Here is a 20942-nt window from a genome sequence, read left to right as displayed (position 1 = left end):
GTTCGGGACACAAACGCCCTATGACCCCACGCGCAGGAATGCTGATCGCCGCAGGAGCGCTGGTCGCCGGGACGGTCACCGTCCTGCCCGCCGCCCCCGCGGGCGCCGGTGAACCGGCCCCCCGTCCCTTCCCCACGCTCGCCTGGACCGGCTGTGCCACCGAGGCGTATCCGAAGCTCCAGTGCGCCACCCTCAGGGTGCCGCTCAACCACGACGACCCGGCCGGCCGGACCGTCACGCTCGCCCTCACCCGGATCCCGCACACCGCGAAGACCTTCCAGGGGCCGCTGCTCGTGAATCCGGGCGGGCCCGGCGGCAGCGGCCGCGGCATGGCCGGGTACGTCGCGTCCTCGCTGCCTCCGAAGGTGGCCGCCGAGTACGACGTGATCGGCTTCGACCCGCGCGGGGTCGGCAAGAGCGAGCCCGCGCTCGACTGCCGGCCCGGACACTTCGCCCCGGTCCGCCCGGACTCGGTGCCGGGCGACGCCGCCGCCGAGCGGCTCGCGATCGAGCGGGCGCAGGCCTTCGCCGCGGCCTGCGGCAAGAAGTACGCGGACGTGCTGCCGTACATCGACACCGTGAGCACCGCCCGGGACATGGACGTCATCCGGCGCGCGCTCGGCGCCCAGAAGATCAACTACCTCGGCTACTCGTACGGCACCTATCTGGGGACCGTGTACGCGCGGCTCCACCCGGACCGGGTGCGGCGGATGGCGCTGGACTCCGTCGTGAACCCGCACGGCGTCTGGTACGAGGACAACATCGCGCAGGACTACGCCTTCGACACCCGGCACAAGGACTTCATGGCCTGGGTGGCCAAGCAGGACTCCGTGTACAAGCTGGGCGCCGACCCGGCGGCGGTCGAGGCGGCCTGGTACCGGATGCGCGACGCGCTGCGCGCGAAGCCGGCCGGCGGCAAGGTCGGACCGGGCGAGCTGGAGGACACCTATCTGCCCGGCGGGTACTACAACGGCTACTGGCCCCGTCTGGCGAAGGCGTTCGCCGCGTACGTCAACGACGCGAACGCGGTGCCGCTCACGGAGGCGTACGAGCGGTACGGCGAGGCCGACGCGGCCGCCGACAACGGCTACTCGGTCTACACGAGCGTGCAGTGCCGGGACGCTGCCTGGCCCCGTGACTGGAGCGTCTGGCGCAAGGACAACTGGGACGTGCACGCCAAGGCACCCTTCTCCACCTGGAACAACGCCTGGTACAACGCGCCGTGCGCGTTCTGGCCGGTGGAGTCGCTGACGCCGCCGGAGGTCGGCAACGACCAGGTGCCGCCGGTCCTCATCCTCCAGGCCACGGACGACGCGGCGACGCCGTACGAGGGCGGGGTCGCCCTGCACCGGCTGATGCGCGGCTCCAGCCTGGTCGTGGAGGAGGGCGGCGGGAACCACGGCGTGACCCTCGGCGGGAACGCGTGCATGGACGAGCACCTGTCCACCTACCTCGCCACGGGCGAGGTCCCGCGCGCCGAGGGCGACGCCGAGGTGGACGCGGCCTGCGCGGCGCTGCCCGAGCCGAAGCCCGAGCCGGCGACCCGGACCGCCCCGACCGCGGCCGAATCCGCGGGCGGCGCGCTGCACGGGTTCCTCGGCCACGTGCGCTGACGCCGGTCGCAGCGGCGGGCGAAACCCGCCGGCAGGCCTGCCGGAAGGCCCGCCCACCATGCCCGCGCCCCATGGGGCGCGGGCATTGTCAGTGCCGTGGGCGAGGATGTGGGGCATGACGAGTCATCTGACCCACGTACCCGCTCCCGACGGGATCGCCGCCAGCCCGCAGTACAGCCATGTCGTCTGGGGGACGGGCCGCTTCGTCGCGATATCCGGCCAGTGCGCGTTCGACGACTCGGGCGCCGTGGTCGGGGAGGGTGACGCGGTGGCGCAGGCGCGTCAGGTCTTCGCGAACCTGGACCGCTGCCTCGCGGCGGCGGGCGCCGGGTTCCAGGACGTGGTGAAGCTGACGTACTTCGTCACGGACGTCGCCCATCTCCCGGCCGTACGGGAGGCCAGGGACGCCCATTTCGCGGGGGCGCCACTGCCGGCGAGCTCGGCGGTCCAGGTGTCGGCGCTGGTCCGCCCGGAACTGCTCGTGGAGATCGAGGCGTTCGCCCTGGTGCCGGAGCGGGGTCCGGAGTCCGGGGCCGACGGTGCGGCCCGCCCGCTTCTCCGCTCAGTGGGTGGTGCCGAGTCGGCCCAGTGACGCTTCCGCGGCGGCGCCGAGCCGGGGGTGCGGGAGCGCTGCCTCCAGAGCGGGGCGGGCCCGGGGGTCGCCGAGGGCGCCCAGGCCCTCGACGCAGGCGAGGCCGACCCGCCAGTGGGGGTCGTCGGCGGGCAGGCGCCGTTCGAGGACGGTGATCAGCGAGGGTACGGACTCGGGGGCGCGGAGGGCGGCGAGCAGCCGGATCGGCAGCAGGGCGTAGGCGACGCGGAGTTCGTTGGTGGCGAGGGCGGCGGCCGCGCGGGCGGTGCGGGGGTCGCCGAGCCGGGTCAGGGCGTGGGCGGCGGTGACACAGCGCTCCGGGTCGCGATGGTTGAGGAGGAGCACCAGGGCCTCGAAGGCGCGGGGGTCGCCCGTGACGCCGAGGGCGTAGGCGGCGATCTCTCGGGCCCAGAGGGGCTGTCCGGGGGCGGTGAGGACGTGGTGCAGTTCCTCGGGATCGGTGGTTTCCGCGAGCTGTTCGAATGCCGCCGGAACGGTTCCGGAGTCATTCTCGATCTCGTCCCGCAATCGATCGATCATCGAGCAGAATTCCGGATCCTCGGCGTATTCCATGAATCCGAGCCTATCCGCGATCCAGATCACATTTTCCTCAACTTCCCGGGACTGGCGCGCTCGTTACCGGCCGGTTAGTCTCAGGTGAGCGGGCCACCCCCCGCGCTTCTCACAACGGCCTGGTGACGCAGCCGTTGTGGGTGTTTGTCGGTTCGGCAGTTTCGACGTGGCTCCGGGACAGAGTCCGTCGCCCCTTTTCCTCCAGGGCATCGCCCTTTCTCCGGGCAGAGCCCTCGCTCTTTCCCGCGCCCTTTCGTGCGCGCACTGCCCTCAGTCGTCACTCTTCCTCTCAGGAGTCCCCTGATGGACACCCCTCTCTCCACCATCGCCGTCGTCGGTCTCGGCACCATGGGCACCGGTATCGCCGATGTCCTCGTCCGCGCCGGCCGCGAGGTCATCGGCATCGACATCAGCGACACCGCCGCCGCCCAGGCCGTCGCCGCCCTGGAGGCCTCCACCGCCCGTGCGGTGGCCCGCGAGCGGATCACCGAGGAGGAGCGGCAGGACGTCCTGGCCCGCTTCCGTACCTTCTCCGACCTCCAGGCGGCCGCCGAGGCCGACCTCGTCATCGAGGTCGTGCCCGAGTCGTACGAGGCGAAGCAGGAGGTGTTCCGGGCCCTCGACGGCATCGTCCGGCCCGGCACGATCGTCGCCACCGGCACGAACGCGCTCTCCGTCACCCGGCTCGCCGCCGACTCGGCGCACCCCGAGCGGGTCCTCGGCCTGCACTTCTTCACCCCGGTCCAGGCCATGAAGCTGGTCGAGGTGGTCTCCTCCGTGCTGACCGACCCGCGGGCCGTCGAGGCCGTCACGCAGCTCGCCCTCGACCTGGGCAAGGAGCCGGTGGCGGTCGGCGACCGGGCCGGTTTCATCGCGGACGGGCTGCTCTTCGGCTACCTGAACCAGGCCGCCGCCATGTACGAGGCCAAGTACGCCTCCCGCGAGGACATCGACGCGGCGATGAAGCTGGGCTGCGGTCTGCCGATGGGCCCGCTGGCGCTGCTCGACCTGATCGGCGTCGACACGGCCCGTACGGTCCTGGAGGCCATGTACGCGGACTCCCACGACCGCCTGCACGCCCCGGCCCCGATCCTCAAGCAGCTCAGCGAGGCGGGCCTGACCGGCCGCAAGTCGGGCCGCGGCTTCTACACGTACGAGGCGCCGGGCTCCGGCGAGGTCGTGCGGGACGCGCTGACCCCGCTGGGCTCCGCGGAAGCGGCCGGTGGCCGTGAGATCCGCTCGGTCGGCGTCGCCGGCTCGGGCACCATGGCCTCCGGCATCGCCGAGGTCTTCGCGAAGGCCGGGTACCAGGTCGTCCTCGCCGCCCGCTCCCAGGAGAAGGCGGACACGGCGAAGGCCCGGATCGCCAAGTCGCTGGCCCGCTCGGTCGACAAGGGCCGGATGACGGGCGAGGCGCGCGACGCGACGCTGGCCCTGATCACCCCGGCCGGCACGCTGGACGCCTTCGCCGACGTGGACCTGGCCCTGGAGGCGGTCGCCGAGGACCTGGAGATCAAGCAGGAGCTGTTCGCTCGGCTCGACAAGATCTGCAAGCCGGGCGCGGTGCTCGCCACCACGACCTCCTCGCTGCCGGTCGTGGCCTGTGCGCGCGCCACCTCGCGCCCGCAGGACGTCATCGGGATGCACTTCTTCAACCCGGCGCCGGCCATGAAGCTGGTCGAGATCGTCCGCACGGTGCTCACCGGCGACGACGTCCACGCGACCGTCCGCGAGGTCACCACGAAGATCCGCAAGCACCCGGTGGACTGCGGCGACCGGGCCGGATTCATCGTGAACGCGCTGCTCTTCCCGTACCTGAACAACGCGATCAAGATGGTCCAGGAGCACTACGCGACCCTGGACGACATCGACGCCGCGATGAAGCTGGGCGGCGGCTACCCGATGGGCCCGTTCGAGCTGCTCGACGTGGTCGGTCTGGACGTGTCGCTCGCGATCGAGCAGGTGCTGCACCGTGAGTTCCGGGACCCGGGCCTGGCCCCGGCCCCGCTCCTGGAGCACCTGGTGGCGGCGGGCTGCCTGGGTCGCAAGACGGGGCGCGGCTTCCGCGAATATGCCCGACGCTGAGCCGGGAGCAGCCGGCTGGGGTGGTCTGCTGAGCCCCCCGGGCACCGTCGGTGTCCCGGGGGGCTCCCCGCCCCCACCTGGGCACACTCCCCCTCCGATGCAGTACGTTCGGACCATGCCCAAGGCCGCGAAGACACCCCGTGCCACGTCCCCGTCCGACGCTCCGGAGAGCGCGGCGGGCACTCGTGCCGCCGCGCAGCGGCTCAAGATGCGCCGGGAGCTCGCCACGGCCGCGATGGAGCTCTTCGCGAGCAAGGGGTACGAGGCCACGACGGTCGACGAGATCGCCGCCCGGGCCGGGGTCGCACGACGGACGTTCTTCCGGCACTTCCGCTCCAAGGAAGAGGCGATCTTCCCTGATCACGACGACACCCTGGTGCGGGCGGAGGCGGTGCTGAACGCGGCCCCGCCGCACGAGCACCCGCTCGACACGGTGTGCCGGGGCATCAAGGAAGTCATGAAGATGTACGCGGGCTCCCCCGCGGTCTCCGTGGAGCGCTACCGGCTCACCCGCGAGGTGCCGACCCTGCGGGAACGGGAGATCGCCTCGGTGGCCCGCTACGAGCGGCTGTTCACCCGCTATCTGCTCGGCCACTTCGACGAGCGCGACCACCACGTCGGCAACGACGACCCGCTGCTCGCCGAGGTGGCGGCCTCCGCGGTCGTCACGGCCCACAACCACGTCCTGCGCCGCTGGCTGCGGGCGGGCGGGCAGGGCGATGTGGAGAGCCAGCTGGACCACGCCTTCGCCATCGTCCGGGAGACCTTCGGCTCGGGCATAGGCGCGGGCCGCCCGGCCCCCTCCTCGTCCTCCCCGGGGACCACCGAGCCGGCCCCGGCCGTGCGGGCCTCCACCACGGGTGACGTGGTGGTCGCCGTGGCCCGGACGGACGCTCCGCTCGACGAGGTCATGCGCACGATCCAGCAGGCGCTCACGAAGAGCTGACCGGGGTCCGACCCCACCGGAGTCCGACCCGACTCCACCGCACTCCTCACGACGAAGGCCGCCCCTCTCCGGGGCGGTCTTCGTCCGTTTTGACCTGCGATTCGATCGATCATCGCTCACATGTGACCGGCAGATTGCATATGAGTGAAATTGTTGGCACGCAGTGCCTTGTCACGTGACACGGCGTGCCATACGTTGATGTTGTCCGGGCGGCCGGCGCGCAGAGGTCTCCTCGTGCGCCGGCTGTCCCCACAAGCGATCGTGATCGTGCGCCCGGACGCCTGCGTCACAGGCACCCACCGCGCCCACCAGGCGCAGCCCGCACCACCCCCGCCGAACCGACGGCACACCTCCACAGCAGCAGCCCCAGACGTAACCCTCAGCGCGTCCTCCCCTCAGGACGCCGCACCGCCGGAGGCAACCCCGTGAAGGACATCCTGGACGCGATCCAGTCCTCGGACTCCACGTCCGCCGACTTCGCGAACATCCCGCTCCCCGAGTCGTACCGCGCCATCACCGTCCACAAGGACGAGGCGGAGATGTTCGCCGGGCTCGCCAGCCGCGACAAGGACCCGCGCAAGTCGCTGCACCTCGACAACGTGCCGGTGCCCGAGCTCGGCCCGGGCGAGGCCCTGGTCGCCGTCATGGCCAGCTCGGTCAACTACAACTCGGTCTGGACCTCGATCTTCGAGCCGGTGTCGACCTTCGGCTTCCTGGAGCGCTACGGCCGGCTCAGCGACCTCAGCAAGCGCCACGACCTGCCGTACCACGTCATCGGCTCCGACCTCGCGGGCGTCGTGCTCCGCACCGGCCCCGGCGTGAACTCGTGGAAGCCCGGCGACGAGGTCGTCGCCCACTGCCTCTCGGTCGAGCTGGAGTCCTCCGACGGCCACAACGACACGATGCTCGACCCCGAGCAGCGCATCTGGGGCTTCGAGACCAACTTCGGCGGCCTGGCGGAGATCGCCCTCGTCAAGTCGAACCAGCTGATGCCGAAGCCCGGCCACCTCAGCTGGGAGGAGGCGGCCTCCCCGGGCCTCGTGAACTCCACCGCCTACCGCCAGCTGGTCTCCCGCAACGGCGCCGGCATGAAGCAGGGCGACAACGTCCTCATCTGGGGCGCGAGCGGCGGACTCGGCTCGTACGCCACGCAGTTCGCCCTGGCCGGCGGCGCCAACCCGATCTGTGTCGTCTCCTCCCCGGAGAAGGCCGACATCTGCCGCGCGATGGGCGCCGAGGCGGTCATCGACCGCAACGCCGAGGGCTACAAGTTCTGGAAGGACGAGCACACCCAGGACCCGAAGGAGTGGAAGCGCTTCGGCAAGCGCATCCGCGAGCTCACCGGCGGCGAGGACATCGACATCGTCTTCGAGCACCCGGGCCGCGAGACCTTCGGCGCCTCCGTGTACGTCACGCGCAAGGGCGGCACCATCACCACCTGCGCCTCCACCTCGGGCTACATGCACGAGTACGACAACCGCTACCTGTGGATGTCGCTGAAGCGGATCATCGGCTCGCACTTCGCCAACTACCGCGAGGCGTGGGAGGCGAACCGCCTGATCGCCAAGGGCAAGATCCACCCCACCCTGTCGAAGGTCTACTCCCTGGAGGAGACCGGCCAGGCCGCCTACGACGTCCACCGCAACCTCCACCAGGGCAAGGTCGGCGTCCTGGCGCTCGCGCCCGAGGAGGGCCTCGGCGTCCGCAACCCGGAGATGCGCGCCCAGCACATCGACGCCATCAACCGCTTCCGCAACATCTGAGCCCGGGACCATAGATGACTGAGCGTCAGAAGGACCGGCCGTGGCTCATGCGGACGTACGCCGGTCACTCGACCGCCGAGGCGTCCAACGAGCTGTACCGGCGCAACCTCGCCAAGGGTCAGACCGGCCTCTCGGTCGCGTTCGACCTGCCGACGCAGACGGGCTACGACCCCGACCACATCCTCGCCCGCGGCGAGGTCGGCCGGGTCGGCGTCCCCGTCTCGCACCTCGGTGACATGCGGCGGCTGTTCCAGGACATCCCCCTGGACCAGATGAACACCTCGATGACCATCAACGCCACGGCGATGTGGCTCCTGGCGCTCTACCAGGTGGTCGCCGAGGAGCAGGGTGCGGACGTCACCCGGCTCCAGGGCACCACCCAGAACGACATCGTGAAGGAGTACCTGTCGCGCGGGACGCACGTCTTCCCGCCCGGCCCTTCCCTCCGCCTCACGACGGACATGATCACCTACACGGTGAACAACATCCCGAAGTGGAACCCGATCAACATCTGCAGCTACCACCTGCAGGAGGCCGGGGCCACTCCGGTCCAGGAGATCTCGTACGCGATGTCCACCGCGATCGCCGTGCTCGACGCGGTGTTCGCCTCGGGCCAGGTCCCGGAGGACCGCAAGGGCGAGGTCGTCGCCCGTATCTCCTTCTTCGTGAACGCGGGCGTCCGCTTCATCGAGGAGATGTGCAAGATGCGCGCCTTCGGCCGCATCTGGGACAAGGTCACCCGCGAGCGGTACGGCATCGAGAACGAGAAGCAGCGCCGGTTCCGCTACGGCGTCCAGGTCAACTCGCTCGGTCTGACCGAGGCCCAGCCGGAGAACAACGTCCAGCGGATCGTCCTGGAGATGCTGGCCGTCACCCTCTCCAAGGACGCGCGCGCACGTGCCGTGCAGCTGCCCGCCTGGAACGAGGCGCTCGGCCTGCCCCGGCCGTGGGACCAGCAGTGGTCGCTCCGCATCCAGCAGGTCCTCGCCCACGAGTCCGACCTCCTGGAGTACGAGGACATCTTCGCCGGCTCGCACGTCATCGAGGCCAAGGTCGACTCGCTCGTCGAGGAGTGCCTGGCCGAGATCGAGCGGATCCAGGAGATGGGCGGCGCGATGGCCGCCGTCGAGTCCGGCTACCTCAAGTCGCAGCTCGTCTCCTCGCACGCCGAGCGGCGCGCCCGGATCGAGGCCGGCGACGAGAAGATCATCGGCGTCAACATCTTCCAGGCGACCGAGGAGAACCCCCTCACCGCCGACCTGGACACCGCCATCATGACGGTGGACCCGGCGAACGAGGCGCGGGTGGTCGCGGCCCTCCACGAGTGGCGCGACGACCGCGACGAGACCCGCGCCCAGGAATCCCTGGCGACGCTGAAGGCGACGGCTGCCGGTGACGGCAACCTCTTCGCCGCCACCCTGGAGTGCGCGCGTGCGGGCGTCACGACCGGGGAGTGGTCCTGGGCGCTGCGGGACGTCTTCGGCGAGTTCCGCGCCCCGACGGGCGTGTCGTCGGCCCCGGTCGCGGTGACGGCCGAGGCGGGCACGCCGCTGGCCCTGGTACGGGACAAGGTGGCGCGGACCGCCGAGGAGATGGGCGTCGGGCGGCTGCGGCTGCTCGTCGGCAAGCCGGGCCTGGACGGACACTCCAACGGGGCCGAGCAGATCGCCGTACGCGCGCGTGACGCCGGTTTCGAGGTGGTCTACCAGGGCATCAGGCTGACGCCCGAGCAGATCGTGAGCGCGGCCCTCGCGGAGGACGTGCACTGCGTGGGACTGTCGATCCTCTCCGGCTCGCACGCCGAGCTGGTCCCGGACGTCCTCGACCGCCTCCGCGAGGCGGGCGCGGTCGACGTGCCGGTCATCGTCGGCGGGATCATCCCGAACGCCGACGCCGCAGAACTGAAGCGTGCGGGTGTCGCCGCCGTCTTCACACCGAAGGACTTCGGTATCACGGAGATCATCGGACGTATCGTCGACGAGATCCGGACAGCGAACAAGCTCCACCCCCTTGAAAGTACGGAGGTCCCCGCATGACCAGCCCCGTGAACCGCCTGCGTCCGCGCCGCTCCTGCCTGGCGGTCCCCGGTTCCAACCCGCGCTTCCTCGAGAAGGCCCAGGGCCTCGCCGCCGACCAGGTCTTCCTGGACCTGGAGGACGCGTGCGCCCCGCTGGCCAAGCCCGAGGCCCGGCACACCATCGTGAAGTTCCTGAACGAGGGCGACTGGACCGGCAAGACCCGTGTCGTCCGCGTCAACGACTGGACGACCCACTGGACGTACCGTGACGTCGTCACCGTCGTCGAGGGCGCCGGCCAGAACCTCGACTGCATCATGCTGCCGAAGGTCCAGGACGCCCAGCAGATCGTGGCGCTCGACCTCCTGCTGACCCAGATCGAGAAGACGATGGGCTTCGAGGTCGGCAAGATCGGCATCGAGGCGCAGATCGAGAACGCCCAGGGCCTCACCAACGTCAACGCGATCGCGCAGGCCTCCCAGCGCGTCGAGACGATCATCTTCGGCCCGGCCGACTTCATGGCCTCCATCAACATGAAGTCGCTGGTCGTGGGCGAGCAGCCGCCCGGCTACCCGGCGGACGCGTACCACCACATCCTGATGAGCATCCTGATGGCCGCCCGCGCCAACAACCTCCAGGCGATCGACGGCCCGTACCTCCAGATCCGCAACCAGGAGGGCTACAAGGCCGTCGCGCAGCGCGCCGCCGCCCTCGGTTTCGACGGCAAGTGGGTGCTGCACCCGGACCAGGTCGCCGCCGCGAACGAGATCTTCTCGCCCTCGCAGGAGGACTACGACCACGCCGAGCTGATCCTCGACGCGTACGACTTCTACACGTCCGAGGCCGGCGGGAAGAAGGGCTCCGCGATGCTCGGCGACGAGATGATCGACGAGGCCTCCCGCAAGATGGCTCTGGTCATCTCGGGCAAGGGCCGTGCCGCCGGTATGCAGCGCACCAGCAAGTTCGAGATCCCGGAGGCCTGATCCCGATGCAGTTCGGCCGCACCTACGAAGAGTTCGAGATCGGCGCCGTCTACAAGCACTGGCCCGGAAAGACGGTCACCGAGTACGACGACCACCTCTTCTGTCTGCTGACGATGAACCACCATCCGCTGCACATGGATGTGAACTACGCCGAGAACACGACGGATTTCGGCAAGAACGTCGTCGTCGGCAACTACATCTACTCGCTGCTGCTCGGCATGTCCGTGCCGGACGTCTCCGGCAAGGCCATCGCCAACCTGGAGATCGAGTCGCTGCGGCACGTGGCGCCGACCTTCCACGGCGACACGATCTACGGCGAGACCACGGTCCTCGACAAGACCCCGTCGAAGTCGAAGAACGACCGCGGCATCGTCTACGTCGAGACCAAGGGCTACAAGCAGGACGGCACCCTCGTGTGTGTCTTCCGCCGCAAGGTGATGGTCCCCACCGAGACGTACATCAAGGAGCGCGGCGGCGAGCAGCCCGGCCGCCCCGAGCTGATCGAGCCCGCCAAGAAGACGGAGAAGTAGCCATGGCCCGACTCGCCCAGACCGCCGGGCTCACGGACGTCCAGCAGGAGATCCTCAAGACCGTCCGGGAGTTCGTCGACAAGGAGATCATCCCGGTCGCCACCGAGCTGGAGCACCGCGACGAGTACCCCCAGCAGATCGTCGACGGGCTCAAGGAGCTCGGCCTCTTCGGTCTGATGATCCCCGAGGAGTACGGGGGTCTGGGTGAGTCGCTCCTCACCTACGCGCTGTGCGTGGAGGAGATCGCGCGTGGCTGGATGTCGGTCTCCGGCATCATCAACACGCACTTCATCGTGGCGTACATGCTGAAGCAGCACGGCACCCAGGAGCAGAAGGACTACTTCCTTCCGCGGATGGCGGCCGGCGAGACGCGTGGCGCGTTCTCGATGTCGGAGCCGGGCCTCGGCTCGGACGTGTCGGCGATCACGTCGAAGGCGGTCAAGGACGGCGACGAGTACGTCCTGAACGGCCAGAAGATGTGGCTGACCAATGGCGGGACGTCAACCCTGGTCGCCGTTCTCGTCCGAAGTGACGAAGGACACCCGGAGGGCACCGCCCCCCACAAGTCGATGACGACCTTCCTCGTCGAGAAGGAGTCCGGCTTCGGAGAGGTCCGCCCCGGCCTCACCATCCCCGGGAAGATCGACAAGATGGGTTACAAGGGGGTCGACACCACCGAACTCATCATGGACGGACTGCGCATTCCGGCCAATCGGGTCCTCGGCGGAGTCACCGGCCGAGGGTTTTACCAAATGATGGACGGCGTCGAGGTCGGCCGGGTGAACGTGGCGGCCCGTGGCTGCGGTGTCGCTCAGCGTGCCTTCGAGCTCGGTGTCTCGTATGCCCAGCAGCGTCACACTTTCGGCAAGGCGATCGCTCAGCACCAGGCGATTCAGTTCAAGCTGGCCGAGATGGCTACCAAGGTCGAGGCCGCTCATGCGATGATGGTGAATGCAGCACGCAAAAAGGACTCCGGGGAACGAAACGACCTCGAAGCAGGGATGGCGAAGTACCTCGCCTCCGAATACTGCAAGGAGGTCGTCGAGGATGCCTTCCGCATTCACGGCGGCTACGGGTTCTCCAAGGAGTACGAGATCGAGCGCCTCTACCGTGAGGCGCCGATGCTGCTCATCGGTGAAGGTACCGCCGAGATCCAGAAAATGATCATTGGTCGTCGGCTGCTCGAGGAGTACCGATTCCAGGGTTGATTGTCGGTTTTGAGTCGTTTCGGCCGCGAAGAAGATCACACCCTGTGTTCGTCTTCCGGCCGTCGACTCGGTTCCTGGCTTACCCAGTTGCGTCCCGCAACCGATAGCATCGAGGGAAAGCCGCCGTCCCCCGTTGCCAGTGCGGCATCATCCGCTACGAAGGTCATCCATGCCCCACAGCCAAACCTCTGCACACCGCGACAGCCTCACGGGCGTACGCCTCGCGCGCGGAGCATCGCCGTGGCTTCTGCCGACCGTCGCCACCGCGGCGCTCAGCCTCGTGCGCGCGCGCAAGTCGAGGCGGGCCGCGGCCATCGCCGTGCCGACCACCGCGCTCGCGGCCGGCATGCTGTGGTTCTTCCGCGACCCCGAGCGTGAGATCGCTCAGGGCCGGGTCATCTCCCCCGCCGACGGAGTGGTGCAGAGCATCATGCCGTGGAAGGACGGGCGCACCCGGGTCGCCATCTTCATGAGCCCGCTGAACGTCCACGTCAACCGCGCGCCGCTGGCCGGCACCGTGACGTCCGTGGAGCACGTTCCCGGCGGGTTCGTCCCGGCGTTCAACAAGGAGAGCGAGAACAACGAGCGCGTTGTCTGGCACTTCGACACCGAGCTCGGCGACATCGAGATGGTGCAGATCGCGGGCGCCGTCGCCCGGCGCATCGTGCCGTACATCCCGCAGGGGACCAAGGTCGAGCAGGGTGACCGCATCGGTCTGATCCGCTTCGGCTCACGCGTCGACATCTACCTCCCCGAGGGTGTCGAGGTCGCCGTCGAGGTCGGCCAGGCCACCACAGCGGGGGTGACTCGCATTGACCGTGATTGATCCCGACACACGGGCCGCCGACTGGGTCGCCGGCACCGATACGGAAGGGTCCGAAGAGGCCGAGGAGATGCCGCTGTCGTTGAGGCTGTCCATAGCGGACGCCCTCACGCTCGGTAACGCCACGTGTGGATTCATGGCGGTGTACTTCACCACCACGGGCATCCTCATCCCGCACCTCACGGGCAGCACGGAGACCGGCATGGCGCGCAACAGCGCCGCCACCGCCGTGATCCTGATGCTGGCCGCGGCGATCTTCGACCTGTTCGACGGCATCGTGGCGCGCAAGCTGCGCTCCTCCCCCATGGGCGCCGAGCTCGACAACCTCTCGGACCTGATCAGCTTCGGTCTGGCCCCGGCCTACTTCGTACTCGTGTACGGCATGGTCACGCCCGGCGCGCAGCAGAAGGTCTCGGCGGTGGCCGCGATCGTGGTGCTGCTCGCGGTGGTGCTGCGGCTGGCGAGATTCTCCTGCGTGACCATGAAGGACGGCATGTTCCAGGGCATGCCGAGCCCCTTCGGCGCGCTGACGGTGGTCTCGATCGTGCTCCTCGAGCTGCCGTTCATCCCGACGCTGCTCGCGATCATCGGTGTCGCCTGGCTGATGGTGAGCCGGGTCGAGTACCCCAAGCCGCGGGGCATCCTCGCGGTGGCGATGCTCAGCTGGATCGTCGGCGCGATGGGCATGCTGGCGGCCTGGGCCTTCGACGCTCCGGGCGGGCAGTTCCTGCTCCAGACCGGATGCGCGCTCCAGGTCGTGATGGGCGCCGTGATCCCCCTCTTCGCGACGGCCCGTCGAGTGAACACCTTCCGCGGCAACCGGCGTGAGAGCCGGGAGGCGCGTGCGGCGCAGCTGCCGTAGCGCAGGACACGTACGTACGAGAAGGGCCCCGGAGGCGATATCGCCTCCGGGGCCCTTTCCGTTCCCCCCGGGCTAGCCGAGACGCTTGTAGTAGAGCGTGGTCGCGCGCAGGACGCCCGCCGGGTCGGCGGCGAAGTCCGGGATCGTGCCGGCGGCCGTCCAGCCCGCGCCCCGGTAGAGACGCTCGGCCGGACTGTCGGTCTGGGTGTCCAGGACGAGCAGGGTGAGGCCGGTGGCGGCGGCATGGGCCTCGGCCGTGGCGAGCAGCCGGTACCCGAGGCCTCCGCCCCGGGCCGAGCGGTGCACCAGGAGGCGGGCGATCTCGCCGCGGTGCCTGCCGTTGGCCGTGCCCCCTCGGACGAGGGTGACGACGCCGGTGAGGCCCCCGTCGGGGCCGTGGGCCGCCCAGACGTCCCGTACGCCCTCGGCTGCCTCCTCGGCGACGCGCGCCCACCAGGCGGCCGCCTCGCGGGCCGCGAGGGGTGCCAGGAAGCCGACGGAGGCGCCGGAGTCCACGGCGTCGAGGAGGAGCGCGGCGAGACCGGCGGAGGCGTGGGCGCGGACCTCGTCGGGGGTGAGGCGCTCGATGACGTCGAACGGCTTCTCCAGGCAGACCAGGTCGGGCCGCTCGTCCCACGAGTCGACGCTCCCGAAGCCGAGGCTCCGGTAGAGGGCGAGCGGCTCCTCCCGCCAGGACCACACCGTGAGGCGTACGGCGGGTGCTCCCGAGGCTGCGGCGCGGCGCAGGGCCTCGGTCATGAGGGCCTTCGCGATCCCCTTGCGGCGGGCCTCGGGCGCCACCCAGAGCCGCTTGATCTCGGGCGCTCCGCACGCGGGGGCCGCCTTGAGGACGACGCACCCCGACGGCGTGTCCCCTCCGGGGGCGGTGGCGAGCAGGACCGTGTCGGCGGCGAACGCGCCGGCCGGGTCCTCGACCTCGGCGCGGTATACGGCGGGGAGCTGGGCGGCCGCCTCCACCGCCGTCCCCTTCTCGGCCTGGTTGACCAGGTGGTAGGCGGCCAGCAGGTCAGGGAGGCGTGGGTGGGAGCGGTTCTCCTCGATACGTGCAGTCATGGGCCCGAGCTTCACACCGCGATGTTTCGGGAACGTGAAGATCTTTTACGCTGGGCCCATGCGTGTACTGGTAGCGGGCGCCACGGGCGCCGTCGGCCGTCAGCTCGTGCCGCGCCTGGAGGCGGCCGGCCACGAGGTCGTGGGTCTGTCCCGGCGCGGTCCGAACCCCGTGGACGTGCTGGACGCCGTGGCGGTGCGCCGCGCGGTGGCGGCGGCGGCGCCGGACGCCGTGGTCCATCAGCTCACGGACCTGGGTGCGGCGGACGGGGCCGCGAACAACCGCGTACGGGTCGAGGGCACCCGGAACCTGGTGGACGCGGCACGCGGCGCCGGCGTCGGCCGGATCGTCGCGCAGTCGATCAGCTGGGCGTACGCCCCCGGCGACGGACCCGCCGACGAGTCCGTACCGCTCGACCCGGCGGACGAGCCGCCCCGGTCGCGGATCGTCGCCGGGGTGCGGGCCCTGGAGGACACGGTGGCCGAGCTCCCCGAGGCGGTCGTGCTGCGGTACGGGATCCTGTACGGCCCCGGCACCTGGTACGCCCCGGGCGGCGCCGTGGCCGCCGCGCTCGCCGGGGACCCGGCCGCCCGGTTCCTCGGGAGCACGGCGGCCGACGAGGCGGTGAGCTCCTTCGTGCACGTGGCCGACGCGGCCGAGGCGGCCGTACGGGCTCTCGCGTGGCCCCCGGGCGCGTACAACGTGGTGGACGACGAGCCGGCGCCCGGCCACGCCTGGCTGCCGGTCCTCGCGAAGGCCCTGGGGGTCCCGGCCCCGGCGCGGAGCGGGGGCGGGGCACCCTGGGCGCGGGGCGCGGTGAACGGCCGGGCCCGTGCCCTGGGCTGGGCCCCGGCCCGCCCGTCCTGGCGGACGGGGTTCGCGGACCGGGACCCGGGCTGACCGTCAGGGGGTGTAGGACTTCGCGGCGTCCGCGACGAAGGGCTGCCGGACGGTGCGCATGCCGCCGGGGACCTTCTTGTCCGGCTGGATGATGACGGACTCCCGGGACGACGGGGCCTTGGGGTCGCCGAGGTTGTGGCTCATCCCGAAGCCGGCGTCGTAGGACGTCAGCGTCAGGAGCGCCTTGTCGACACCGTCGCGGGTCAGGTCCTTGCTCTCGCAGGCCTTCTTCAGGGCCTCGCCGAAGACGCTCGCCGCGGTCCAGCCGGCGACGATGCCGTTGTCGAGGGAGTCGCTCGGGTAGGCGGCCTTGTAGTCCGCGACGAGCTTCTTCGCGGTCGGGGTGTCCGCGCCGATGGGGAGGCTCGGGGAGGCGAACCAGTACATCTTCTCCAGGGCGGGACCGGCCTGGGTGCCGAGCAGCTGCGGCGCGAAGGCGGAGTTGTTGCCGACGACGGGGACCTTCAGGCCGGTGGCGGCGGCGACTCCGACGAGGGAGGCGGCCTGGCGGGGGCCGGCGCTGATGACGATGGCCTTGACCCCGGCCTGCTTGAGCGCCGCGACCTGCGCCGACATGTCGTTGTCGGTGGGCTTGATCTTCTGCTCGACGACGGTCAGGCCCGCCTTCTCCGCCGCGTACTTCGAGCCCTTGAGCGCGTTCTCGCCGTAGTCGCCCTCGAAGTAGACGTGGCCGAGCTTGTCGCCCGACTTCAGGCCCTTCTCCTTGAGCAGGAAGTCGACGGCGTTGATGGTCTCGACGTCGTACGTGGCGCCCAGGACGCGGATGTACGGGGAGCCGAGCAGCGAGGCCGACCAGGCCTGCGGGAGGACGAGGCCCTTGTCCGTGGTGTCGACCCGGGGCTTGACGGCGGCGACGAACGGCGAGCCGATGAACTGGGTGTAGCCGACGACCTTGGGCTCCAGTTCGGTGTAGGCGGCGAGCGCCTTCTGCGGGTCGTAGCCGTGGTCGCGGACCGTCAGCTCCAGCTGCCGGCCGCAGATCCCGCCGGCGGCGTTGACCTGCTTCACGTACAGCTGCTGGGCCTGGGTGACGCTCTTGCCGAGGGTGGCGTACACGCCGGTCATGTCGGTGAGCGCGCCGAGCGAGATCGTCTTGTCGGTGACGCCCTCGCCGGTCTTCACCCCGCCCGCGCCGGTCTGCTTGCCGTCGCCGGTCTTCGCCTTGGAGCTGCATCCGGCGGCGGTGAGGGCGACCAGTGCGGCGAGCGCGGCGGCCAGGCCCCGCACGGCCTGTCGTCGGTGGTTCATCGTGCCTCCCCTGAGGGTTCGGTGGTGATCGGGGTGTGCGTGGGGTTCTTGGGGCTCTTGCCGGCTCCGGCTCTTCCGGGCCTTCGGGCGGCCAGCCGGGCCAGCCCGCCGGGCAGGAACAGGACCACCGCGACGACGGCGGCGCCGTACAGGTAGCGCGCGGCCTCCCCCGGTGCGATGCCGCCCGTTCCCGGGGCGGAGACCAGCGGGAGCGCGTCGCTGTAGCGGTTGAGGAGCTGGGGCAGGAGGGAGACGAAGACGCCGCCGGCGACCGCTCCCGCGACCGAGCCGAGACCGCCGATGACGATCATGGCGAGGTATTCGAGCGAGAGCGCCATGCCGAAGTACTCCGGCACCGTGCGCTGGAAGACCAGGGCGAGCAGGACGCCGGCGAGGCCCGCGTACATGGAGGACAGGACGAAGACGGCGGCCCGGTAGCGGGCGACCGGGATGCCCATGACGCCGGCGGCGATCCGGTGGTCGCGGATGGCGTTCATCGCCCGTCCGGGGCGGCCCCGGAGAACGCCGCGGGCGAAGAGCACCCCGCCGAGGAGCAGGACAAGACCGAGGTACCAGAGCTTCTCCACCGCCCCGAACGGCACCTGGGCGACGAGGAGTTCGGTGTCGTCGAAGGTGAGTCCGAAGAGGGAGAGCGGCGGGACCGCGCGGCCGTTGTAGCCGCCCGTGAGGTCATGGGCGTTGAAGAGGACGTGCTGGCCGATGAAGATGAGCGCGAGGGTGGCGATGCCGAGGTACGCGCCCTGGAGCCGTCCCGCGATGGGGCTGAACACCCCGCCGGCCAGGCCCGAGAAGGCGACGGCGAGGACGGCGGCGAGCCAGCCGGGCAGGCCGAGTCCGGCGAGCCCGTCGGCGCCGTCCCCGGCGAAGGCGCAGTAGCCGTAGGCGCCGACGGCGAGGAAGAAGGCGTGGCCCATGGAGAGCTGTCCGGTGGCGCCGGTCAGCAGGTTGATGCCGATCGCGCCGAGGGCGGCGACCATGGCGAACAGGCCGGCCTGGAGCCAGAACCGGTCCAGGTAGAACGGCAGGACGAGGAGGACGAGGCAGGCCGCGGCCCCTCCGTACACCGCGGGACTGCCGACCCGCAGGCCGCTCCGGGCGAGGGTCTCAGACACGGGCCAACTCCTTCGTGCCGAAGAGTCCGGCCGGGCGGATCAGGAGCACCGCGACCATGACGAGATACGGGGCCAGGTCGCCGATCCCCCGGCCGAGGAACGCCAGGTCGCTCTGGTAGCCGGTGGCGAGGGACTCGGTGACGCCGACGAGGAGCCCGCCGACGAGGGCGCCCGTGGTGGAGTCGAGGCCGCCGAGGATGGCGGCGGGGAAGGCCTTGAGGGCGGCGAGCGAGGTGGCCCGTTCAAGGCCCGGGGTCGGGAAGACGGTGAGGAAGAGCGCGGCGACGGCGGCGAGACCGCCGGCGACCGCCCAGGCGCCGATCGAGACCCGGCCGAGCCGGATGCCCATGAGGGCGGCGGTCTCCTGGTTCTCGGCGGCGGCCCGCATGGCGACGCCCCAGGACGTGTACCGGAAGGCGAGCAGGAACGCGGTGATGAGGAGGGCCGCCGCGAGCAGCGCGGCGATCCTGGTCTCCGCGATCGTGACCCCGCCGACGGTGACGACGGCGTCGCCCCACGGGTCGCCGAGGGCGAGGATGTCGGTGCCGATCCGGCGGGTCAGCTCGGTGGCGAGGAGGATGTCGACGCCGATGGTGACGATGGCGAGGACGCTGTGGTCGGTGCCCCGGTGGCGGCGCATCACGAAGAACTCGACGGCCGCGCCGACCACCGCCGCGCCCGCGATGCCGGCGAGCAGGGCGGGCCAGAAGCCGATCTCGTCGTGGAGGACGGCGGTGACGTAGCCGCCGGCGAGGAGGAGCGAGGCGTGGGCGAAGTTGACGACCTCGGTGGCCCGGAAGATGACCACGAAGCCGAGGGCGATGAGGGCGTAGATCGAGCCCAGTGAGATGCCGTTGATCAGGAACTCGGCGAAGGTGCTCACGCGGCGGACTCCTCTCCGAGGTAGGCGCGGACGACCGCCGGGTCGTTCTGGACGTCGGTGGGTGCCCCGTCGGCGATCCGGCGGCCGAAGTCGAGGACGGTGACGGAGTCGGCGAGCCGCATCACCAGGCCCATGTCGTGCTCGACGAGGAGCACAGAGATGCCGAGGCTGTCGCGGACCCCGGCGATGACCGAGGCGGTTCGGCGCCGCTCGTCGGCGGTCATCCCGGCGACGGGCTCGTCGAGGAGCAGCAGCTTCGGCTCCATGCAGAGGGCACGGGCCAGTTCGGCGAGCTTCTGCTGCCCGTACGGGAGCGAGCCGGCCGGTCGCGCGAGCTGCTGCTCCAGGCCGACGAAGGCGGCGATCTCCCGGACCCGGGCGCGGTGGCGCGCCTCCTCGCGGGCGGCGGAGGGGAGGCGGAGCCCGGCGGCGACGAAGCCGGTGCGGGTCAGCCGGTGGCGGCCGAGCATCAGGCTGTCCTCGACGGTGGCGCGGGGCGGCAGGGCCAGGTTCTGGAAGATCCGGCCGACGCCGAGGTCCGCGATCCGGTGCGGGGGCAGGGCGGTCAGCTCGTGCGGGCCGAGGCGGACGGAGCCCTCGGTGGCGCGGTAGACACCGGACAGGACGTTGAAACAGGTGGACTTCCCGGCGCCGTTGGGCCCGATGAGGGCGTGCACGGTGCCGGGCCGGACGGTGAAGCCGACGGCGTCGAGGGCGGTGAGGCCGGCGAAGCGGACGGTGAGGTCGCGGACTTCGAGGGCGGGGACGTCGGAGGCGGGGGCATCGGGGGCGGGTGGTGTTGCGGGGCCGGGTGACGAGGGCGGTGTCGGCCGTGCTGTCATCGGGGTTCCTCCCAGCGGGACAGGACCGGGTGCGTGGCACGGGCGCGGGCCGCGTCGGCGGCGGCGTCCTCGTCGACCACGCCCAGATAGCGGCGGCGTACCTCGTCGGAGGCGGCGAGTTCGGCGGCCGGGCCCGAGAGGGTGACCTCGCCGACCTCCAGGACGTAGGCGCGGGAGGCGAGCCGCAGGGCGAGCGCCGCGTTCTGCTCGACGAGCAGCACCGCGGTGCCCTGGGCGTTGATCTCCCGGACCGCGTCCGCGATCCGGGCCGCCATCAGCGGGGCGAGCCCGAGCGAGGGTTCGTCGAGCAGGAGCAGGCCCGGCGAAGCCATCAGGGCGCGGCCGACGGCCAGCATCTGCTGTTCGCCGCCGGAGAGCAGCCCGGCGGGCTGGCGGGCCCGCTCCGCGAGCACCGGGAACAGCTCGTGGACCCGGCGCAGGGAGGCCGCCTTGGCCGCCCGTCCGCCGCGGCTGCCGAGCGCTCCGGCCCGTAGGTTGTCCTCGACCGTCATCCGGGCGAAGACCTGGCGGCCCTCGGGCACCTGGGAGACGCCGGCCGCGACGACGCGGTCGGGCGGCAGCCCGTCGAGCGGCCGGCCGTCGCGGCTCACCGTGCCGGAGACCACGGCGCCGCCGTGGAACCGGAGGGTGCGCGAGACCGCCCGCAGCAGCGTCGACTTGCCGGCCCCGTTGGCCCCGAGGACGGTGACGACCTCACCCGCCGGCACGGTCAGCGACACCTGTCGCAACGCGTGTACCGGTCCGTATCCCGCCGTCAGGTCCGTCACCTCGAGGGCGGGTGCGGTACCTCCCATGGTTCCCCTTTTTCCGGTGTTCCCGGCCGATGCTT

Annotated in this window: 19 protein-coding genes; 12 read left to right on the top strand and 7 right to left on the bottom strand. The window is 71.0% G+C overall.

Annotation, left to right across the window (positions count from 1 at the left end):
• The first annotated feature begins 20 nt into the window (after window positions 1-20).
• Together E0F75_RS37860 and E0F75_RS37855 are read left to right on the top strand one after the other, a co-directional pair.
• Window positions 21-1613: an alpha/beta hydrolase gene (locus E0F75_RS37860; protein WP_229315545.1), complete on the top strand. Its 1593-nt coding sequence runs from the start codon at window positions 21-23 to the stop codon at window positions 1611-1613.
• A gap of 115 nt (window positions 1614-1728) precedes the next feature.
• On the top strand, window positions 1729-2205 hold the full coding sequence (locus E0F75_RS37855) for a RidA family protein (RefSeq protein WP_229315544.1): 477 nt from the start codon (window positions 1729-1731) through the stop codon (window positions 2203-2205).
• Here the strand turns inward: E0F75_RS37855 and E0F75_RS37850 are convergent.
• Window positions 2176-2778 (bottom strand): HEAT repeat domain-containing protein, encoded by a 603-nt coding sequence (locus tag E0F75_RS37850; RefSeq protein WP_229315543.1) that lies wholly within the window; start codon window positions 2776-2778, stop codon window positions 2176-2178. The genes E0F75_RS37855 and E0F75_RS37850 overlap by 30 nt on opposite strands.
• 303 nt (window positions 2779-3081) lie before the next feature.
• Here E0F75_RS37850 and E0F75_RS37845 point away from each other — a divergent pair, with 303 nt between their 5' ends.
• From E0F75_RS37845 to pssA, 9 genes are all read left to right on the top strand, one after another.
• A complete protein-coding gene (locus E0F75_RS37845) occupies window positions 3082-4863 on the top strand; it encodes a 3-hydroxyacyl-CoA dehydrogenase family protein (RefSeq protein WP_229315542.1) in 1782 nt (593 codons plus the stop codon).
• A gap of 115 nt (window positions 4864-4978) precedes the next feature.
• Window positions 4979-5809, top strand: a complete 831-nt coding sequence (locus tag E0F75_RS37840; RefSeq protein WP_229315541.1) for a TetR family transcriptional regulator — start codon at window positions 4979-4981, stop codon at window positions 5807-5809.
• Between the two features lie 425 nt (window positions 5810-6234).
• Window positions 6235-7572, top strand: coding sequence for a crotonyl-CoA carboxylase/reductase (gene ccrA, locus E0F75_RS37835; RefSeq protein ID WP_229315540.1), 1338 nt, complete (start codon window positions 6235-6237; stop codon window positions 7570-7572).
• A gap of 14 nt (window positions 7573-7586) precedes the next feature.
• Window positions 7587-9608 carry a protein meaA gene (locus tag E0F75_RS37830; protein WP_229315539.1) on the top strand — a complete coding sequence of 674 codons (2022 nt, stop codon included), beginning with the start codon at window positions 7587-7589 and terminating at the stop codon, window positions 9606-9608.
• Window positions 9605-10570, top strand: coding sequence for a CoA ester lyase (locus tag E0F75_RS37825; RefSeq protein WP_229315538.1), 966 nt, complete (start codon window positions 9605-9607; stop codon window positions 10568-10570). Before E0F75_RS37830 ends, E0F75_RS37825 begins: the two co-directional genes overlap by 4 nt.
• Window positions 10571-10575: 5 nt before the next feature.
• Window positions 10576-11100 (top strand): MaoC family dehydratase, encoded by a 525-nt coding sequence (locus tag E0F75_RS37820; RefSeq protein WP_229315537.1) that lies wholly within the window; start codon window positions 10576-10578, stop codon window positions 11098-11100.
• Between the two features lie 2 nt (window positions 11101-11102).
• The gene (locus tag E0F75_RS37815; protein ID WP_189834655.1) at window positions 11103-12308 is read left to right on the top strand and encodes an acyl-CoA dehydrogenase family protein; all 1206 of its coding nucleotides are present in this window, start codon (window positions 11103-11105) and stop codon (window positions 12306-12308) included.
• A gap of 169 nt (window positions 12309-12477) precedes the next feature.
• Window positions 12478-13134, top strand: coding sequence for a phosphatidylserine decarboxylase (locus tag E0F75_RS37810; protein WP_030320136.1), 657 nt, complete (start codon window positions 12478-12480; stop codon window positions 13132-13134).
• On the top strand, window positions 13127-13993 hold the full coding sequence (gene pssA / locus E0F75_RS37805) for a CDP-diacylglycerol--serine O-phosphatidyltransferase (protein WP_229315557.1): 867 nt from the start codon (window positions 13127-13129) through the stop codon (window positions 13991-13993). Before E0F75_RS37810 ends, pssA begins: the two co-directional genes overlap by 8 nt.
• 72 nt (window positions 13994-14065) lie before the next feature.
• On the opposite strand, the gene E0F75_RS40530 is transcribed toward pssA, so the two are convergent.
• A complete protein-coding gene (locus E0F75_RS40530) occupies window positions 14066-15067 on the bottom strand; it encodes a GNAT family N-acetyltransferase (RefSeq protein ID WP_308189648.1) in 1002 nt (333 codons plus the stop codon).
• 58 nt (window positions 15068-15125) lie between these two features.
• On the opposite strand from E0F75_RS40530, the gene E0F75_RS37790 reads away from it, so the two are divergent.
• Entirely contained in the window at window positions 15126-15965 is an 840-nt protein-coding gene (locus E0F75_RS37790) for an NAD(P)-dependent oxidoreductase (RefSeq protein WP_229315536.1), read from the top strand.
• A 3-nt stretch (window positions 15966-15968) separates the two neighbouring features.
• Here the strand turns inward: E0F75_RS37790 and E0F75_RS37785 are convergent, their stop codons facing one another.
• The 5 genes from E0F75_RS37785 to E0F75_RS37765 are packed head-to-tail and all read right to left on the bottom strand — an operon-like array spanning window position 15969 to window position 20907.
• The gene (locus E0F75_RS37785) at window positions 15969-17234 is read right to left on the bottom strand and encodes an ABC transporter substrate-binding protein (RefSeq protein WP_229315535.1); all 1266 of its coding nucleotides are present in this window, start codon (window positions 17232-17234) and stop codon (window positions 15969-15971) included.
• On the bottom strand, window positions 17231-18367 hold the full coding sequence (locus E0F75_RS37780) for a branched-chain amino acid ABC transporter permease (RefSeq protein ID WP_374115506.1): 1137 nt from the start codon (window positions 18365-18367) through the stop codon (window positions 17231-17233). The genes E0F75_RS37785 and E0F75_RS37780 overlap by 4 nt, the downstream gene beginning before the upstream one ends.
• Window positions 18360-19250, bottom strand: coding sequence for a branched-chain amino acid ABC transporter permease (locus E0F75_RS37775; protein ID WP_229315534.1), 891 nt, complete (start codon window positions 19248-19250; stop codon window positions 18360-18362). Before E0F75_RS37775 ends, E0F75_RS37780 begins: the two co-directional genes overlap by 8 nt.
• The gene (locus E0F75_RS37770; protein ID WP_229315533.1) at window positions 19247-20092 is read right to left on the bottom strand and encodes an ABC transporter ATP-binding protein; all 846 of its coding nucleotides are present in this window, start codon (window positions 20090-20092) and stop codon (window positions 19247-19249) included. Before E0F75_RS37770 ends, E0F75_RS37775 begins: the two co-directional genes overlap by 4 nt.
• The gene (locus E0F75_RS37765; RefSeq protein WP_229315532.1) at window positions 20089-20907 is read right to left on the bottom strand and encodes an ABC transporter ATP-binding protein; all 819 of its coding nucleotides are present in this window, start codon (window positions 20905-20907) and stop codon (window positions 20089-20091) included. Before E0F75_RS37765 ends, E0F75_RS37770 begins: the two co-directional genes overlap by 4 nt.
• Window positions 20908-20942: the final 35 nt, after the last annotated feature.

Source organism: Streptomyces sp. CB02980 (assembly GCF_014451325.2).
In the GTDB taxonomy this organism is placed as follows: Bacteria; Actinomycetota; Actinomycetes; order Streptomycetales; family Streptomycetaceae; genus Streptomyces.
Note: the sequence above shows the minus strand (reverse complement) of the source record. Positions and strands in the feature narration are given on the sequence as shown.

What these genes read in the sequence shown, in the direction of transcription:
- E0F75_RS37790 (WP_229315536.1), top strand. Translation starts at nt 15,126, where the DNA reads ATGCGTGTACTGGTAGCGGGCGCCACGGGCGCCGTCGGCCGTCAGCTC.
- E0F75_RS37815 (WP_189834655.1), top strand. Translation starts at nt 11,103, where the DNA reads ATGGCCCGACTCGCCCAGACCGCCGGGCTCACGGACGTCCAGCAGGAG.
- E0F75_RS37860 (WP_229315545.1), top strand. Translation starts at nt 21, where the DNA reads ATGACCCCACGCGCAGGAATGCTGATCGCCGCAGGAGCGCTGGTCGCC.
- E0F75_RS37825 (WP_229315538.1), top strand. Translation starts at nt 9,605, where the DNA reads ATGACCAGCCCCGTGAACCGCCTGCGTCCGCGCCGCTCCTGCCTGGCG.
- E0F75_RS37850 (WP_229315543.1), bottom strand. Translation starts at nt 2,778, where the DNA reads ATGGAATACGCCGAGGATCCGGAATTCTGCTCGATGATCGATCGATTG.
- E0F75_RS37810 (WP_030320136.1), top strand. Translation starts at nt 12,478, where the DNA reads ATGCCCCACAGCCAAACCTCTGCACACCGCGACAGCCTCACGGGCGTA.
- E0F75_RS37765 (WP_229315532.1), bottom strand. Translation starts at nt 20,907, where the DNA reads ATGGGAGGTACCGCACCCGCCCTCGAGGTGACGGACCTGACGGCGGGA.
- E0F75_RS37830 (WP_229315539.1), top strand. Translation starts at nt 7,587, where the DNA reads ATGACTGAGCGTCAGAAGGACCGGCCGTGGCTCATGCGGACGTACGCC.
- E0F75_RS37840 (WP_229315541.1), top strand. Translation starts at nt 4,979, where the DNA reads ATGCCCAAGGCCGCGAAGACACCCCGTGCCACGTCCCCGTCCGACGCT.
- E0F75_RS37820 (WP_229315537.1), top strand. Translation starts at nt 10,576, where the DNA reads ATGCAGTTCGGCCGCACCTACGAAGAGTTCGAGATCGGCGCCGTCTAC.
- E0F75_RS40530 (WP_308189648.1), bottom strand. Translation starts at nt 15,067, where the DNA reads ATGACTGCACGTATCGAGGAGAACCGCTCCCACCCACGCCTCCCTGAC.
- E0F75_RS37770 (WP_229315533.1), bottom strand. Translation starts at nt 20,092, where the DNA reads ATGACAGCACGGCCGACACCGCCCTCGTCACCCGGCCCCGCAACACCA.
- E0F75_RS37845 (WP_229315542.1), top strand. Translation starts at nt 3,082, where the DNA reads ATGGACACCCCTCTCTCCACCATCGCCGTCGTCGGTCTCGGCACCATG.
- E0F75_RS37855 (WP_229315544.1), top strand. Translation starts at nt 1,729, where the DNA reads ATGACGAGTCATCTGACCCACGTACCCGCTCCCGACGGGATCGCCGCC.
- E0F75_RS37785 (WP_229315535.1), bottom strand. Translation starts at nt 17,234, where the DNA reads ATGAACCACCGACGACAGGCCGTGCGGGGCCTGGCCGCCGCGCTCGCC.